Origin of the sequence: Streptomyces sp. NRRL B-24572 (assembly GCF_002156145.1) — a bacterium.
Lineage (GTDB): Bacteria > Actinomycetota > Actinomycetes > Streptomycetales > Streptomycetaceae > Streptomyces > Streptomyces vietnamensis.
In genome coordinates this window covers 1-14,676 of sequence record NZ_MWIG01000170.1, presented here as the reverse complement: position 1 = coordinate 14,676, position 14,676 = coordinate 1, and the positions used below count along the sequence as shown (strand labels likewise).

Annotated in this window: 13 protein-coding genes, 3 tRNA genes and 1 pseudogene; 14 read left to right on the top strand and 3 right to left on the bottom strand. The window is 71.1% G+C overall.

Annotated elements, in window-relative coordinates:
* Positions 1-92 precede the first annotated feature (92 nt).
* Positions 93-1,178, top strand: a complete 1,086-nt coding sequence (locus CCN56_RS11180; RefSeq protein ID WP_086826028.1) for a hypothetical protein — start codon at positions 93-95, stop codon at positions 1,176-1,178.
* Here the strand turns inward: CCN56_RS11180 and CCN56_RS11175 are convergent.
* Positions 1,163-2,305, bottom strand: coding sequence for a M48 family metallopeptidase (locus tag CCN56_RS11175; protein WP_086826026.1), 1,143 nt, complete (start codon positions 2,303-2,305; stop codon positions 1,163-1,165). The two genes, CCN56_RS11180 and CCN56_RS11175, sit on opposite strands and share 16 nt — an antisense overlap.
* 130 nt (positions 2,306-2,435) lie before the next feature.
* On the opposite strand from CCN56_RS11175, the gene CCN56_RS11170 reads away from it, so the two are divergent.
* From CCN56_RS11170 to CCN56_RS11140, 7 genes are all read left to right on the top strand, one after another.
* Positions 2,436-2,651 (top strand): hypothetical protein, encoded by a 216-nt coding sequence (locus tag CCN56_RS11170; protein WP_086826024.1) that lies wholly within the window; start codon positions 2,436-2,438, stop codon positions 2,649-2,651.
* 83 nt (positions 2,652-2,734) lie between these two features.
* The gene (locus CCN56_RS43095; protein WP_030684916.1) at positions 2,735-2,896 is read left to right on the top strand and encodes a hypothetical protein; all 162 of its coding nucleotides are present in this window, start codon (positions 2,735-2,737) and stop codon (positions 2,894-2,896) included.
* A gap of 53 nt (positions 2,897-2,949) precedes the next feature.
* Positions 2,950-3,570: a nicotinate-nucleotide adenylyltransferase gene (nadD, locus tag CCN56_RS11160; protein WP_052499085.1), complete on the top strand. Its 621-nt coding sequence runs from the start codon at positions 2,950-2,952 to the stop codon at positions 3,568-3,570.
* 19 nt (positions 3,571-3,589) lie between these two features.
* Positions 3,590-5,272 (top strand): LCP family protein, encoded by a 1,683-nt coding sequence (locus tag CCN56_RS11155; protein WP_086826022.1) that lies wholly within the window; start codon positions 3,590-3,592, stop codon positions 5,270-5,272.
* Between the two features lie 84 nt (positions 5,273-5,356).
* On the top strand, positions 5,357-5,821 hold the full coding sequence (rsfS, locus tag CCN56_RS11150) for a ribosome silencing factor (RefSeq protein WP_086826020.1): 465 nt from the start codon (positions 5,357-5,359) through the stop codon (positions 5,819-5,821).
* On the top strand, positions 5,818-6,471 hold the full coding sequence (locus CCN56_RS11145; RefSeq protein ID WP_086826018.1) for a histidine phosphatase family protein: 654 nt from the start codon (positions 5,818-5,820) through the stop codon (positions 6,469-6,471). The genes rsfS and CCN56_RS11145 overlap by 4 nt, the downstream gene beginning before the upstream one ends.
* A 95-nt stretch (positions 6,472-6,566) precedes the next feature.
* A tRNA-Ala gene (locus tag CCN56_RS11140) sits at positions 6,567-6,639 on the top strand.
* A 47-nt stretch (positions 6,640-6,686) separates the two neighbouring features.
* Here CCN56_RS11140 and CCN56_RS11135 read toward each other — a convergent pair.
* Positions 6,687-7,556, bottom strand: coding sequence for a helix-turn-helix transcriptional regulator (locus tag CCN56_RS11135; protein ID WP_086826016.1), 870 nt, complete (start codon positions 7,554-7,556; stop codon positions 6,687-6,689).
* Between the two features lie 101 nt (positions 7,557-7,657).
* Between CCN56_RS11135 and CCN56_RS11130 the strand changes: the two genes are divergently transcribed.
* Both CCN56_RS11130 and CCN56_RS11125 read left to right on the top strand, forming a co-directional pair.
* Positions 7,658-9,091: an MFS transporter gene (locus CCN56_RS11130; protein WP_179199794.1), complete on the top strand. Its 1,434-nt coding sequence runs from the start codon at positions 7,658-7,660 to the stop codon at positions 9,089-9,091.
* A gap of 137 nt (positions 9,092-9,228) precedes the next feature.
* Positions 9,229-9,462 (top strand): hypothetical protein, encoded by a 234-nt coding sequence (locus CCN56_RS11125; protein ID WP_015033559.1) that lies wholly within the window; start codon positions 9,229-9,231, stop codon positions 9,460-9,462.
* Here CCN56_RS11125 and CCN56_RS11120 read toward each other — a convergent pair.
* Positions 9,441-10,661, bottom strand: a complete 1,221-nt coding sequence (locus CCN56_RS11120) for a glycosyltransferase 87 family protein (RefSeq protein ID WP_086826014.1) — start codon at positions 10,659-10,661, stop codon at positions 9,441-9,443. The genes CCN56_RS11125 and CCN56_RS11120 overlap by 22 nt on opposite strands.
* Before the next feature lie 123 nt (positions 10,662-10,784).
* Between CCN56_RS11120 and CCN56_RS11115 the strand changes: the two genes are divergently transcribed.
* From CCN56_RS11115 to CCN56_RS11100, 4 genes and pseudogenes are all read left to right on the top strand, one after another.
* A tRNA-Ala gene (locus CCN56_RS11115) sits at positions 10,785-10,857 on the top strand.
* A gap of 73 nt (positions 10,858-10,930) precedes the next feature.
* Positions 10,931-11,003 (top strand) — tRNA-Ala (locus tag CCN56_RS11110).
* Between the two features lie 282 nt (positions 11,004-11,285).
* Positions 11,286-14,159: a leucine--tRNA ligase gene (gene leuS, locus CCN56_RS11105; protein ID WP_086826012.1), complete on the top strand. Its 2,874-nt coding sequence runs from the start codon at positions 11,286-11,288 to the stop codon at positions 14,157-14,159.
* Between the two features lie 123 nt (positions 14,160-14,282).
* Positions 14,283-14,676, top strand: a pseudogene (locus tag CCN56_RS11100) (hypothetical protein); the annotation flags it as partial.

Here is a 14,676-nt window from a genome sequence, read left to right as displayed (position 1 = left end):
CCCGCGCCCTCCGCGACGCACACTGACGGCGGAATTCCTCCGAACTTGTCTCCGGGCGTTTACCGAAGCCCCCACAGACCTACCCTGAAGGTATGGCAGGGCGTGGCGACCCGCCTGAGGAGACACCCGAGGGGTTCTCCGGCGGTGGTGAGGACGAGTACCGATCCGTCGTCTTCGACGAGGCGTTCATCCGCGCTGCCCACCTCCAGGAGTTCTCGGCCCGGGAGCGGATGGGCGAGCACGCCCAGGCCGTCCGCAACCGCTCCTCCTGGGAGAGCCGGAGCGGCTCCCGCCAGGCGATCCTGCTCGTGCTGCTGATCCTCCTCGCCTTCGGAACCGCCATCTACCTGGGCGTACGCAACCCGTACCAGCTCCCCGTCGACCAGCGGGCCGAGCCCCTGCGGACCACCGTGGTCCCGCTCGCCCCCCAGGGCACCGTCCCGGGCGGCACACCCACCCAGCTCTTCGCCCACAGCCCGGCCGCCGAGTACCGCACCGGGGCCGCCGGCATCAACCTGCCCATCGCGGGGCGCACCTCCCACTTCGCCGAGAGCCAGGTCGTCACCGGCCTCAGCATCGCCAAGGACTACCTGGTGGCCTCCGCCCTGGAACCCGACGTCCTGTCCGGGGCGACCACCCGGCCCCCGCGCCTGCTGCTCGACCCGGACCAGCTGGAACAGTTCGACCGGAGCGTCGAGTCGCCCGCCGACGACGGCCGGCACGCCCTCGCCGCCTGGCTCGTCCGCTTCGACCCCCGGCAGGTGGCCCTCGCGGAGCCCGCCGCCCGCGTACAGGGCGTCCTCCGCTTCGAGGAGGTCGACCCCGACACGCTGGACGTCACCGCGGACCACACGTACACCTACGCACTCCGCCCGGCCTCCCAGGGCACGGGGCCGGTCGCCGCGGCGTCCCTCTTCACGGTCCACCGCGTGGTGCACTTCCGCTTCGACCGCGAGGACCTGCGCATGCACCGCGCCGAACTGCTGACCAGCACCGTGGAGGCCGGCCCGCAGGCGTGCGGCGCCGACACCACGGGCTCCCTGAAGCCGCTCCTGGCGGGAGCGCGGGCCTCCGACGCGGGTGCCGGTCCGGCGGTCACCGACCCGTACGCCACCGCCCGCCCGGCCGCCCCCGCGCTGTGCGGAGTGCTCGCGCCGAGCGCTCAGCCCTCGCTCTGACCGTCCCCGGCCCCGTCGCCCGACCCGCTCCCGGCCCGGCCTCCGGCGCCCTTGCCGTCCCCGGCCGGGTCGCCGTCCGCCTTCTGGCCGCCCTGACCGCCGCCGAACCGGTTGCGCAGCCGTCCGCCCAGGTCGCCCGCCAGGTCACCGGCGCCGCCGGCTATGTCCCCGACCAGCTTCAGCAGGGGATCCTTGCTGGTCCGCACCGTGTCGGCGTAGTGCCCGGCCGACTCGCGGAAGGAGTCCGTGACCGAGGTGTCCTTGTCCTCCGAGCGCTTCGGGTAGTGCCCGTCCATGATCCGCTGGAAGTCGCGGCTCTCCGACCACTTCTTCAGCTCCGCCGCCCGGACGGTGGTGAAGGGGTGCGAGCGCGGCAGCACGTTGAGGATCTTCAGGACCGAGTCCCGCAGGTCCCCGGCCTTCTCGTACTCGTCGGCCTGGGCGAGGAACGCGTCCACGTTCATCTCGTGCAGGTGGTTGCCGCCGGCGATCTTCATCAGGCCGCGCATCGAGGCCCGCACGTCCTGGCCGACGAGGAGCCCGGCCCGGTCGGCGGAGAGCTCGGACTTGCGGAACCACTCGCGCAGCGCGGTCACGATGGCCGTGATCGCGACCGTCCCCAGCGGGATCCAGGCGATCTTGAGCGCGAGGTTGGTGAGGAACAGCAGGACCGTGCGGTAGACGGAGTGCCCGGACAGGGCGTGCCCCACCTCGTGGCCGATGACCGCCCGCATCTCCTCCTCGTCGAGGAGCTCCACCAGACCGGTGGTGACCACGATGATCGGCTCGTCCAGGCCGATGCACATCGCGTTGGGCTTGGGGTCCTGGACGACGTACATCGGCGGGACCTTCTCCAGGTCCAGGATGTAACAGGCGTCCCTCAGCATGTCGTTGAGGTGGATGAACTGCGCGTCGCTCACCCGGACGGAGTCCGAGAGGTAGAGGAGTCGCAGGCTGCGCTCCGGCAGCAGCCCGCTGAGCGCCTTGAAGGCCGTGTCGAAGCCGCTGAGCTTCCGCAGCGCCACCAGGGCCGAGCGGTCGGCCGGATGCTCGTAGGCCCGCGAGGAGATGCCGGGGAACCGCTTCCGCTGCCTGCTCGGCACGTTCCCCTGGTCGTTCTCGGTCATGGATGCCCCCTGTTCGTACGAGTCGGTGCTCGTCCCCCTGACTGAACCCACCCTAGGCGCTGGCGCTACCGTGTGCCGGGGACCCTGTGGATAACTAGGGTGCCGAGGACGACCGAAGGGCACGACCGACATGCCGGACACCGCCGACGCCGCAGCCGCGCTGCTCGCGGCCACCGCACAGCAGGGGCCGGGCGACACGCTCCGGATCCTGCTGCTCGTCTCGATGGTGGGCGGGGCCCTGCTCGCCTGGTTCCTGCTGCGCGGGTACCGCAGCGGCGACACGGCCGGCGACGAGACGGCCGCCGGCGGCACGGACACCGACAGGGGCCGCGACGCCAACGCCTGAGTCGGCGTGAGCGCGCCGCGACCGCCCGCATACGATGTGCGCGAAGTCTCCGCTCCCATCCCCGATCGATAGGTCTGCCGAAGATGAGCCTCCACAGCACCGCCGCCCACCTGGTCACCCTCGCCGAGGGCGCCGAGCACGGCGGCAACCACGAAAGCCTCAGCCCCTACCTCACCGGCTTCGGTGCCTTCGGCACCCTGCTTCTGCTGCTGTGGATCACCACCCGCTTCAACCGCGACCGCTGAACCTTCAGACCGCTGATCAGGCGTCCGCCGCCGTGCCAGTAGGCTCTGCACGCATGGGAGAGCAGGAAGTGCCTACTGGCGGGCGCGGCAAGCGCCGACTCGGCGTGATGGGCGGAACCTTCGACCCGATCCACCACGGACACCTGGTGGCGGCCAGCGAGGTCGCCGCCCTGTTCCACCTGGACGAGGTGGTGTTCGTGCCGACCGGGGAGCCGTGGCAGAAGAGCCACAAGGCCGTCTCGTCGCCCGAGGACCGCTATCTGATGACGGTCATCGCCACGGCGTCCAACCCGCAGTTCTCCGTGAGCCGGATCGACATCGACCGCGGCGGCGCGACGTACACCATCGACACCCTGCGGGACCTGCGGTCTCTCAACAGCGACTCGGACCTGTTCTTCATCACCGGGGCCGACGCGCTGTCGCAGATCCTCACCTGGCGCGACGCCGAGGAGCTCTTCTCGCTCGCCCACTTCATCGGCGTCACCCGGCCGGGCCACGACCTCACAGACGACGGACTGCCCAAGGGCGGGGTCTCGCTCGTCGAGGTGCCCGCGCTCGCCATCTCCTCCACCGACTGCAGGGCGAGGGTCGCGCAGGGCGATCCCGTCTGGTATCTGGTCCCGGACGGCGTGGTGCGCTACATCGACAAGCGCCAGTTGTACCGCGGCAAGTGAGCTTCGGGGAGGGGCACCGGTGAACGATCAGCAGCACCCGTACGACCCGTACTATCCGCAGCCGCAGATCATCGGCTACGACGAGTACGGGCAGCCGGTGTACCAGCAGCAGGCACAGCAGCAGGCGCCCGCACAGCACTACGACCCGTACGGCGGGCAGCAGCAGCCGCAGCAGCCGCAGCAGGCGTACGGCTACGACCCGTACGCCCAGCAGCCCCCGGCCCAGGAGCCGGTCCAGGCCCCGCAGTACGACCCGTACGGACAGCAGGGCTACGCCTACCCGTCCTACGACACCGGACAGCAGTGGGCCGCCCAGGCCGAACCCGTCCAGGCCCCCGCCCCCGTCCAGGCCGCCCCGGTCGCGGCACCGGCCGGAGTCCCCGGCCAGCGCCCCGCGTCCGAGCGCCCCGCCCCGTCCCGGCAGGACGGGGACGACCGCGCGTACCGCACCGAACAGTTCTCGTTCATCGAGGAGCCCGACGAGGACTCCGAGGACGTCATCGACTGGCTCAAGTTCACCGAGAGCCGCTCGGAGCGGCGCGAGGAGGCCAGGCGGCGAGGCCGCAACCGGGTCGTCGCCCTCGTCGTCGTCCTCGTGCTCGCCGTCGTCGGCGGCGTCGGCTACCTCTGGTCCGCGGGCCTGCTCCCCGGTTCCTCCGACCCGGAGCAGAAGGGCGGGAACACGGCGACCGGCCCGCAGCAGCGCGACACGATCGTCGTCCACCTCCACGACCTCAAGACCGGCAACACCTCCACCGCGCTGCTCGTGGACAACACGACCACCCGCCAGGGCACCACGATCCTCCTCCCCAACTCCGTCGTCGTCGCCGACGCCGAGGGCTCCGGGACCACCCTCGGGAAGTCCGTCGAGGACGACGGCTCCAGCGGCACCCGGGAGGCGATCGGCAACCTGCTCGGGACGAAGATCGCCGGCACCTGGCGCCTCGACACCCCGTACCTGGAGAACCTCGTCGAGTCCGTCAGCAGCATCGAGATCGACACCGACACGGACGTCCCCGACACCAAGAAGGGCGCCGAGCCGCTGGTGAAGCGGGGCGAGAAGCAGACGCTGAACGGCCGCGCCGCCGTCGCCTACGCCACCTACCGGGGGCCGGGCGAGGCCGAGGCCAAGCAGCTCCAGCGCTTCGGCCAGGTCCTGTACGGGGTGCTGCGCAAGATCTCCAGCGACCCCGAGTCGGCCACGGTCACCATCGAGACCCTCCAGCAGATCCTCGACCCCTCGCTCCCCGAGAAGGACCTCGGCGCCTCCCTGGCCAAGCTCGCCGAGCACGCCAAGATCGGCGACTACAAGACGGCCCTGCTCCCGGTGGGACAGGACGGCGCGCTGACCGAGGGCGCGAGCGACAGCGTGGTGAAGGACATCCTGGGCGGCAAGGTCACCGCCCCCGAGGCGGGCGAGGTGCCCCGCGTCTCGGTGCGGGACGGCTCGGGCAAGAAGGCGGCCGAGGCCGCCCGGGTCGCCCTGATCAACGGCGGCTACGCCTTCGTGGGCGGCGCCGACGCTCCGGCCAGGGAGAAGACGCAGGTCCTCTACGGCGACGACAGCCAGAAGGCGACGGCGGTCGAGGTGGCCAAGACGCTGGGGCTGCCCGCCGGCTCGGTCGAGAAGGGCAAGCCCTCCGGAACGATCGCCGTCACCGTGATCCTGGGCCAGGACTACAAGGCCCCGGGGGCCCGGTAAGGGGCGCCCCGGAAAACGCCGACGGGGCCGTCGGCGGTCCGTGAGACCCTGGAGGGGTACTGGACCGCCGACGAAAGCCTGCTTGTGACCGCCACGGACCGTTCCATCGAGCTCGTCAAGACCGCCGCCCAGGCGGCCGCCGACCGGCTCGCGCACGACATCATCGCGTACGACGTCAGCGACGTGCTGTCGATCACCGACGCCTTCCTGCTCGCCTCCGCACCCAACGACCGCCAGGTCAAGTCGATCGTCGACGAGATCGAGGAGCGGCTGCAGAAGGAGCTCGGCGCCAAGCCGGTCCGCCGTGAGGGCGACCGCGACGCGCGCTGGATCCTGCTGGACTACGTCGACATCGTCGTCCACGTCCAGCACAGTGAGGAGCGGGTCTTCTACGCCCTGGAGCGGCTGTGGAAGGACTGCCCCGAGCTCGACCTGCCCGAGGACGCCCTGAAGACCCGCGGCAAGGCCGCCGAGCACGCCGCGCTGACCGGCGCCGACATCGAGACCGGCTCCGGCCTTCCCGAGGGACCGGACGGTGAGCTGAGCTGAGCGCCACCAAGGGCGGCAGAGGCCGCCGCATCGTCCTCTGGCGTCACGGCCAGACCTCCTGGAACCTGGAGCGCCGCTTCCAGGGCTCGACCGACATCGAGCTGACGGAGACCGGCGTCGCCCAGGCGCGCCGGGCCGCACGGCTGCTCGCCGCGCTCAAGCCGGACGCCATCGTGGCCTCCGACCTGAAGCGGGCGGCGGCCACCGCCGCCGAGCTCGCCGCGCTCACCGGCCACGCCGTCGCCCACGACTCCGCCCTGCGCGAGACGTACGCGGGGGAGTGGCAGGGCCTGACCCACGACGAGATCGTCGCGCGGTACGGCGAGCAGTACGCCGCCTGGAAGCGCGGCGAGCCCGTGCGCCGGGGCGGCGGCGAGCTGGAGACCGAGGTGGCCGACCGGGCCGCCCCGGTGGTCCTGGAGCATGCCGACAAGCTCCCCGAGGACGGCACGCTCGTCGTGGTCAGCCACGGCGGCACCATCCGCACCACCATCGGCCGGCTCCTGGGCCTGGAGGCCCGGCACTGGGAGAGCCTGGGCGGGCTCTCCAACTGCTGCTGGTCGGTGCTCGGCGAGGGCGCCCGTGGCTGGCGCCTGACGGAGCACAACGCCGGGACACTGCCCGAGCCGGTCCTCGGCGACGACGACTGAGCCCCACGACCGGCCTGCCGGACCCGGATTTCACTTTCCGGCAGGTCACAGGCTAAAGTTCTTCTTGTTCGCAGCGCGGAGCGCGAAGAACACGAGGGGCTATAGCTCAGTTGGTAGAGCGCCTGCATGGCATGCAGGAGGTCAGGAGTTCAATTCTCCTTAGCTCCACAGTCACCGAATCCCGTCCCCACCAGGGGGCGGGATTCGTCGTTCCGTCACCCCTTCGCCCTGCGGAGGACCTCGATCCCCCGGCGGCTCTCCTCGTCGCTCGGCGTGTACGTCACGATCCGGCACTCCGGCATCCCGTTGACCGAGAGGGAGACCGAGGTCAGCCGGACCTCGCCCACCAGCTCGTGCCGGAAGGTCTTCACCCGCGTCCCCGGGGGGACCACGTCACCGCTGCGCCAGAGCCGGGCGAACTCGGAGCTGACCTCCGCCAGACGCCGTACGAACTCCTCCCACTCGGGCTCGCCCACATGGCGGCCGTACGCGCCCCGCAGCTGGGCCACCATCAGCGGCAGCTCCCGCTTCCTGTCGACCACCGGGCACTTGGGCCCCGGCATGCTGAAGAGCGCCCAGAGCACATTGCGTATGCCGAACGGGCCGGTGTCCATGCCCTGTCGGCCCTGTATCAGGAGCCGCTCGTACAGGACGTTGGTCGCGAGCACGTCGTACCGCGCGTTGTAGAGCACCGCCGGGAGCGGGTCCAGGGCGTCGAGGATCCCCTGGATCTCCGGGCTGACCTCCGGGACGTCCGAGGCGGACCGGTCCGGGGCGTACGGCACTTCGGCGAGGTGGTAGAGGTGCTCGCGCTCAGGCCGGTCGAGCCGCAGGGTGCGGGCCACCGCGTCGAGGACCTGCGCGGAGGCGTTGATCGGCCGGCCCTGCTCCAGCCAGGTGTACCAGGTGACGCCGACGCCGGAGAGCTGGGCGACCTCCTCGCGGCGCAGCCCCGGCGTGCGCCGGCGGAGTCCCGGCGGCATACCCACGTCCTCCGGGGTCACCCTGGCGCGGCGGCTGCGCAGGAACGCGGCCAGTTCCGGTCGTCGCCGTCGCTGCGTCGGTGGTACTGCCACAATCGTCACACCCCCATGGTCGAGTCCCCGTGCCGCCGCTGCCAGGTGGTGTCAGTACCAGCATCGGCGGGCTCTCGTTACCCGTATCCGATCGCGGTCACGCTCGTCGCATGACCTCGACCACGACACGTCCCGCACTCAGTAAAGACCGTGCCACCGACAACCGCCCCGGCCTGCTGCTCGGAGTGGTCCTCGCCGCCCAGTTCATGGCACTCCTCGACGTCTTCATCGTCAACGTCGCCGCCCCCACCATCAGGGCCGAACTCTCCGCATCCGGAGGCGCGCTCCAGCTCGTCATCGCCGGATACACCATCACCTACGCGGTGTTGCTGATCACCGGCGCCCGTCTCGGCGACCTGATCGGCCACCGCCGGGCGTACCTCGGCGGGCTCGCCCTGTTCACCGCCGCCTCCCTCGCCTGCGGACTCGCCGCGGGAACCGGCCAGTTGATCGCCTTCCGCCTTGTCCAGGGCGCGGGCTCCGCGCTGATGATCCCTCAGGTGCTCAGCCTCATCCAGCGCAACTTCACGGGCGACCGCCGGGTCCGGGCCCTCAGCGCCTACTCCGCGGTCCTGGCCACCGGCGCGGCCGCCGGCCAGGTCGTCGGCGGGGTCCTGGTGAGCGCCGACCTCTTCGGCACCGGCTGGCGGCCGGTCTTCCTGGTCAACGTCCCCATCGGGATCGCCCTGCTCGTCCTCGGCGCCCGGGTGCTGCCCCGTGACGCCCACGCCGGAGCCACGCGTGCGCGTGCCCTCGACCTGCCGGGTCTGTTCCTGCTCGCCGCCGCAGTGTCCCTGCTGACCGTCCCCCTGGTCCTCGGACAGGAGCAGGACTGGCCGCTGTGGTCCTGGCTCTCCCTCGGCGGCTCGCTGGTGCTCGCCGCCGTCTTCGGCGCGTACGAGTCCCGGCTCGCCCGGCGCGGCGGCGCACCGCTGATCGCCCCGCGCGTCCTGCGCATCCCGGGGATGGGGCGGGCCGTCCTGTGGATCTCCGTGGCGATGGGCGTCAACGCCGGCTTCCTGTTCACCCTCACCCTGCACCTGCAGGGCGGGCTCGGCCACAGCGCCCTGCGCGCCGGACTCACCTTCGGCCCCGCCGCGGTCGTCTTCGGGGCAGTCGGCCTGACCTGGCGGCGCTGGCCGGTCCGGCTGCACCGCGCCCTGGTCCCGGCCGGATTCGTGCTCGCGGCCGCCGCGGCCCTCGCCGTCGGGGGACTGCTCGCGGACGGCGGCACCGGCGGCTGGGGGCTCTACCCGGCCCTGGGCGCCTTCGGCGCGGGGATCTCGCTGGCCTTCAGCCCGGCCCTGACCGGGGCGCTGGCCACCGTACGCCCCGAGGACGCGGCCGACGCCAGTGGACTGCTCGCCACCGTCACGCAGCTCGGCCAGCTCGTCGGCGTCGCCACCTTCGGCACCCTCTTCCTCGGCCGGTACGCGGGTTCCGGAGCTCAGGACTCCGCCGACGCGCTGTGGGTGACCGCCCTGGCCATGGCCGCGGCCTCCGTCGTGGGCGCCGTGACGGGACTGCCGCGACGATCGCGCTGACCCTCTTGCGGGGCCATGGCAGAATCGGACGGCCGGAGGGGGACGAGGATCCGGACGGGAGGGTGACCCACGTGCTCGGCGACAACGGCAGGGCGTCCTATGGGTGTACGGCCTGCGGCCACAGCTGGAGCTGATTCATGGGTGCACACAGGCGGAAGTGCGACTGGTGCGGCAGCGGTACGCCCATCGTGCGCGACATGGACCCCGTCAACCCCGGGTTCCAGTACTGGTGCGAGGAGTGCGCGCGGGCGCTGATCATAAAAGGCGACCCGATCGAGACCTACCGCGAGCTGGAGGGGGAGCCGATCTACGGCCGGCTCCTCGACGAGCACTGCACCCTCAAGCGGTTCTACTCCTTCGCCACGGCCTGACGCCGCAGCGTCCACGCGTATCCCACGAACAGCGCCGTCGCCGTCAGCGGATAGATCGCCGACAGCAACATCTGCCCCGCGTTCTGGTCGAGTTCGGGGCGGCCCGGGTCGTGCGGGACCCACCACAGCGCGAACGACGCGAAGGCCAGCGCCACGGCCCCCGTCACCGGCCACGCGCGCGTGGCGCGGTCCGCGAGCAGGATCAGCAGGGGCACGCACCAGACCCAGTGGTGGGACCAGGAGATCGGGCTGATCATCAGCGCCGTGAACGCGCAGACGACCACGGCCACCGCCTTGTCGCCGCGCACCGCCGCCCGTACCGCGAGCACCATCGCCGCGCCGCCCAGGACGGCCGCGGTCACCGCCCACCACATGCCCGGGTCGTCCGTGTGCATCAGCCGCGCCAGGACCCCGCGGATCGACTGGTTCGCGGTCTCCTCGGCGAAGCCGACCCGGCCGGTCTCGAACAGGGTCTCCGTCCAGAACCGCTTCGAGTCCGCGGGCAGGGCGAGCGCCACGGCCAGTGTCGTCCCGAGGAACACCCCGGTCGCCGTCAGCGCCGTGCGCAGCCACTGGTTCATGCCCCGGTCCCGGCGCCACAGGAGCAGGCCCGCGGCGAGCAGCAGGACCACGAAGAGTCCCGGTGTGAGCTTCACCGCGGTCGCCAGGCCGATGCCCAGGCCGGCCCAGCGGCTGCCCTCGCGGCGGGTGAGGTCCCAGAGCACCGCCACCGCTATGAGCAGGTTGATCTGGCCGTACCGCAGGGTCGTCCACACCGGCTCGCACCAGACCACGACGGCGGCGATCCACAGCGTGGTGCGCCACAGGTCCGTACGGGACAGGGAGGGGCGGATCAGCTGGAGCGACAGCTGCACCAGGGCGACCACCAGGAGCAGGTTTCCCGCCGTGGTCAGCGTCCGCATCAGAGGGACGCCCACCAGGGTCAGCGGGACGAACAGCAGGGCCGCGAAGGGCGGGTAGGTCATGCCGAGGTTCGCCGAGGTCGCCCGCATCGCGTACAGGTCGCCGCCGGCCCGGACCGTCTCCCCCTCGGCCCGGTAGACCATGACGTCGAGCATGTTCACGTGGGCGAGGCGTTGCGCCACCCAGAAGGCCGCGAACGAGAGCAGGCAGACCGCCGCGGCGGTGGCCAGGGGCCACGGCCGGGCGCGGGTTTTGGAGAGCACGGAGACGGACACAGTCGGCGACCCTACCCGGCAGGTCGGGAGGGTCCGGAGAATCGATTTGGAGATCTGCCGGGCGGGCCGTTACTGTTCTGTTCGTCGCCGCGACGAAGAAGATCGAAGCGGACGGCATCTCAAGGGGCTATAGCTCAGTTGGTAGAGCGCCTGCATGGCATGCAGGAGGTCAGGAGTTCAATTCTCCTTAGCTCCACAGAACGGAAGTGAGCCATCCGGTCCGGATGGCTCGCGCCGGTTCTGCGGTAATCTGAATAATTCCCGCACGCGGGGCTATAGCTCAGTTGGTAGAGCGCCTGCATGGCATGCAGGAGGTCAGGAGTTCAATTCTCCTTAGCTCCACAGATCGAAGAAGCGGGTCACCCGGACAGGGTGGCCCGCTTCTTTCGTGCGCGGTCCTCCGGCGCCGCTCCGTGGAACGTCGGTGCGGCCCGCTCGGGCCCTGCGGTACCCTGGCGCCATGCGTGCCGTACGCCTCCTGCTTACCGAGCCGCGCTGACCAGTCCCGACGGGTGACAGACATCCCGTCGGAGTCGGCGCGGCATCCCCTCCTGTGCGAGGGGATTTTTCATTTCGGGCAGTTCGTGGCAGTGGGCAGAGACGATCGATGGAGCATCAAGGACCATGACCGAGATCACGACGGCCGCCGAGACGGCGGCCCCTCATCGCTACACGGCGGCCATGGCCGCCGACATCGAGGCACGCTGGCAGGACTTCTGGGACGCCGAGGGAACCTACGAGGCGCCGAACCCCACCGGTGACCTGGCGGGCGATCCCGCGGTCGCCGCCCTGCCCAAGAAGTTCATCATGGACATGTTCCCGTACCCCTCGGGTGCGGGCCTGCACGTCGGCCACCCGCTCGGCTACATCGCCACGGACGTCTTCGCCCGCCACGCGCGCATGACCGGCCACAACGTGCTGCACACCCTGGGCTTCGACGCCTTCGGCCTGCCGGCCGAGCAGTACGCCGTGCAGACGGGCACGCACCCGCGCGTGTCCACCGAGGCCAACATGGAGAACATGAAGGTCCAGCTGCGCCGGCTGGGCCTGGGCCACGACAAGCGCCGGTCGTTCGCCACGATCGACCCGGAGTACTACAAGTGGACCCAGTGGATCTTCCTGCAGATCTTCAACTCCTGGTACGACGACGAGGCCAAGAAGGCCCGGCCGATCGCCGAGCTGATCGAGCAGTTCGAGAACGGCACGCGTGAGGTCCCCGGCACGCGCGCGTGGAGCGAGCTGAGCGCCGCCGAGCGCTCCGACGTCCTGGGCGAGTACCGCCTGGCGTACGCCTCCGACGCGCCCGTCAACTGGTGTCCCGGCCTGGGCACCGTCCTGGCCAACGAGGAGGTCACCGCCGACGGCCGCTCCGAGCGCGGCAACTTCCCCGTCTTCAAGGCCAAGCTGCGCCAGTGGAACATGCGGATCACCGCCTACGCGGACCGCCTGCTCGACGACCTGGACGCGCTGGACTGGCCCGAGGCCATCAAGCTGCAGCAGCGGAACTGGATCGGCCGCTCCGAGGGCGCCCGCGTCGACTTCCAGGTCGGCGACACCGGAGCCATCACCGTCTTCACCACCCGCCAGGACACCCTGTTCGGCGCCACCTACATGGTCCTGGCGCCCGAGCACGACCTGGTCGAGAAGATCGTCCCGGCCGCCTGGCCCGAGGGTACCCACGAGGTGTGGACCGGCGGTCACGCCACCCCCTCCGAGGCCGTCGACGCCTACCGCAAGCAGGCCGCCTCCAAGTCCGACGTCGAGCGCCAGGCCGAGGCCAAGGACAAGACCGGCGTCTTCACCGGCGCGTACGCGACCAACCCGGTCAGCGGCGCCCAGGTCCCCGTCTTCATCGCCGACTACGTCCTGATGGGCTACGGCACCGGCGCGATCATGGCCGTCCCGGCGCACGACAGCCGTGACTTCGCCTTCGCGCGCGCCTTCGAGCTGCCGATGCGCTGCGTCGTCGAGCCCTCGGACGACCGCGGCACCGACCCGTCGACCTGGGACGACGCCTTCTCCTCGTACGAGGCGAAGCTGGTCAACTCGGCCAACGACGAGATCTCCCTGGACGGCCTGGGCGTCGTCGACGCCAAGGCGAAGATCACCGCCTGGCTGGCCGACCGCGGCATCGGCGAGGGCACCGTCAACTTCCGGCTCCGCGACTGGCTGTTCAGCCGCCAGCGGTACTGGGGCGAGCCCTTCCCGATCGTCTACGACGAGGACGGCGTCGCCCACTCGCTGCCCGAGTCGATGCTGCCCCTGGAGCTGCCGGAGGTCGAGGACTACTCGCCGCGCACCTTCGACCCCGACGACGCGGACACCCAGCCGGAGACCCCGCTGTCCCGCAACGAGGACTGGGTCAACGTCACCCTGGACCTGGGCGACGGCCGCGGTCCGCGCCGCTACCGGCGCGAGACCAACACCATGCCCAACTGGGCCGGCTCCTGCTGGTACGAGCTGCGCTACCTCGACCCGCACAACTCCGAGAAGCTGGTCGACCCCGCCGTCGAGCAGTACTGGATGGGCCCCCGCGAGGGCATGCCGACCGGCGGCGTCGACCTGTACGTCGGCGGCGCCGAGCACGCCGTGCTGCACCTGCTGTACGCGCGCTTCTGGTCGAAGATCCTGTTCGACCTGGGCCACATCTCCTCGGCCGAGCCGTTCCACAAGCTGTACAACCAGGGCATGATCCAGGCCTTCGTCTACCGGGACGCGCGCGGGATCGCCGTGCCGGCGGCCGAGGTCGAGGAGCGGGACGGCGGCTTCTGGTACCAGGGCGAGAAGGTCAGCCGCGTCTTGGGCAAGATGGGCAAGTCCCTGAAGAACGCGGTCACGCCGGACGAGATCTGCTCCGAGTACGGCGCCGACACCCTGCGCCTGTACGAGATGGCGATGGGTCCGCTGGACGTCTCCCGCCCCTGGGACACGCGCGCGGTGGTCGGCCAGTACCGGCTGCTGCAGCGGCTGTGGCGCAACGTCGTCGACGAGGCGACCGGCGAGGTCACGGTCGTCGACACCGCGCCCGACGAGGACACGCTGCGCGCCCTGCACAAGGCGATCGACGGCGTCGCCCAGGACATGGCCGCGATGCGCTTCAACACCGCCATCGCCAAGATCACCGAGCTGAACAACCACCTGACCAAGTCCGGTGGCGCGATCTCCCGGTCGGTCGCCGAGCAGCTGGTGCTGCTGGTCGCCCCACTGGCCCCGCACATCGCCGAGGAGCTGTGGCGCAAGCTGGGCCACACCGACTCGGTCGTCCACCAGGACTTCCCGGTCGCCGACCCGGCGTACGTCGTCGACGAGACCGTGACCTGCGTCGTGCAGATCAAGGGCAAGGTCAAGGCCCGCCTGGAGGTCCCGCCGTCGATCACGGACGCGGACCTCGAGACGCTGGCGCTGGCCGACCCGCACGTGGTCGCGGCGCTGGGCGGCGCCCAGATCCGCAAGGTGATCGTGCGCGCGCCGAAGCTGGTCAACATCGTCGCCGGCTAGCGGCACATAGGGGTTTCCCCTACGGGCAGGTTGGGGGTTCCGATGGAACCCCCAACCTGCCCGTTCCGTTTAACGTGGAAGAACCACAGCCGTGGGAATTCGACGGACGCCGGAGGGGCGCACATGGAAGCCACGATTATCACGATCATGGCGCTGCTCTTCTTGTCCTTCGTGGCGCTCGGGGTGTTCGTCGCCGTGAAGGTCGCGAAGGCCGCCGCGCGGGGCGTCGACCGCACCCTGAACCAGGCCCGGCGCACGGTCGAGCACACCACGCTGCGGGCCAAGAGCTTCGGCCAGGCGGGAGCCGCCGGAGAGCTGGCCCGGCTGCGGCTCTCGCTGCGCACCTCGATGCGCGCCACCCAGGAGGCGCTGCAGGCGGGCGTCGGCGAGGACGCCTCGCTGAAGGAGTCGCTCGACCTGTTCCACCGGCTGAGCGCCCACGGGCTCGAACTGGACGCGGAGCTCAAGCGCCTGGAGCGGGAGCCCGACCGGGCGTGGGTGGCCGGGCAGCTGCCCG

Bases quoted from the DNA above. Each gene is read 5' to 3' on its own strand.
- CCN56_RS11175 (WP_086826026.1), bottom strand. From the start codon at position 2,305: ATGACCGAGAACGACCAGGGGAACGTGCCGAGCAGGCAGCGGAAGCGG.
- CCN56_RS11125 (WP_015033559.1), top strand. From the start codon at position 9,229: ATGGGTGCACACAGGCGGAAGTGCGACTGGTGCGGCAGCGGTACGCCC.
- leuS (WP_086826012.1), top strand. From the start codon at position 11,286: ATGACCGAGATCACGACGGCCGCCGAGACGGCGGCCCCTCATCGCTAC.
- CCN56_RS11170 (WP_086826024.1), top strand. From the start codon at position 2,436: ATGCCGGACACCGCCGACGCCGCAGCCGCGCTGCTCGCGGCCACCGCA.
- CCN56_RS43095 (WP_030684916.1), top strand. From the start codon at position 2,735: ATGAGCCTCCACAGCACCGCCGCCCACCTGGTCACCCTCGCCGAGGGC.
- nadD (WP_052499085.1), top strand. From the start codon at position 2,950: ATGGGAGAGCAGGAAGTGCCTACTGGCGGGCGCGGCAAGCGCCGACTC.
- CCN56_RS11180 (WP_086826028.1), top strand. From the start codon at position 93: ATGGCAGGGCGTGGCGACCCGCCTGAGGAGACACCCGAGGGGTTCTCC.
- CCN56_RS11130 (WP_179199794.1), top strand. From the start codon at position 7,658: ATGACCTCGACCACGACACGTCCCGCACTCAGTAAAGACCGTGCCACC.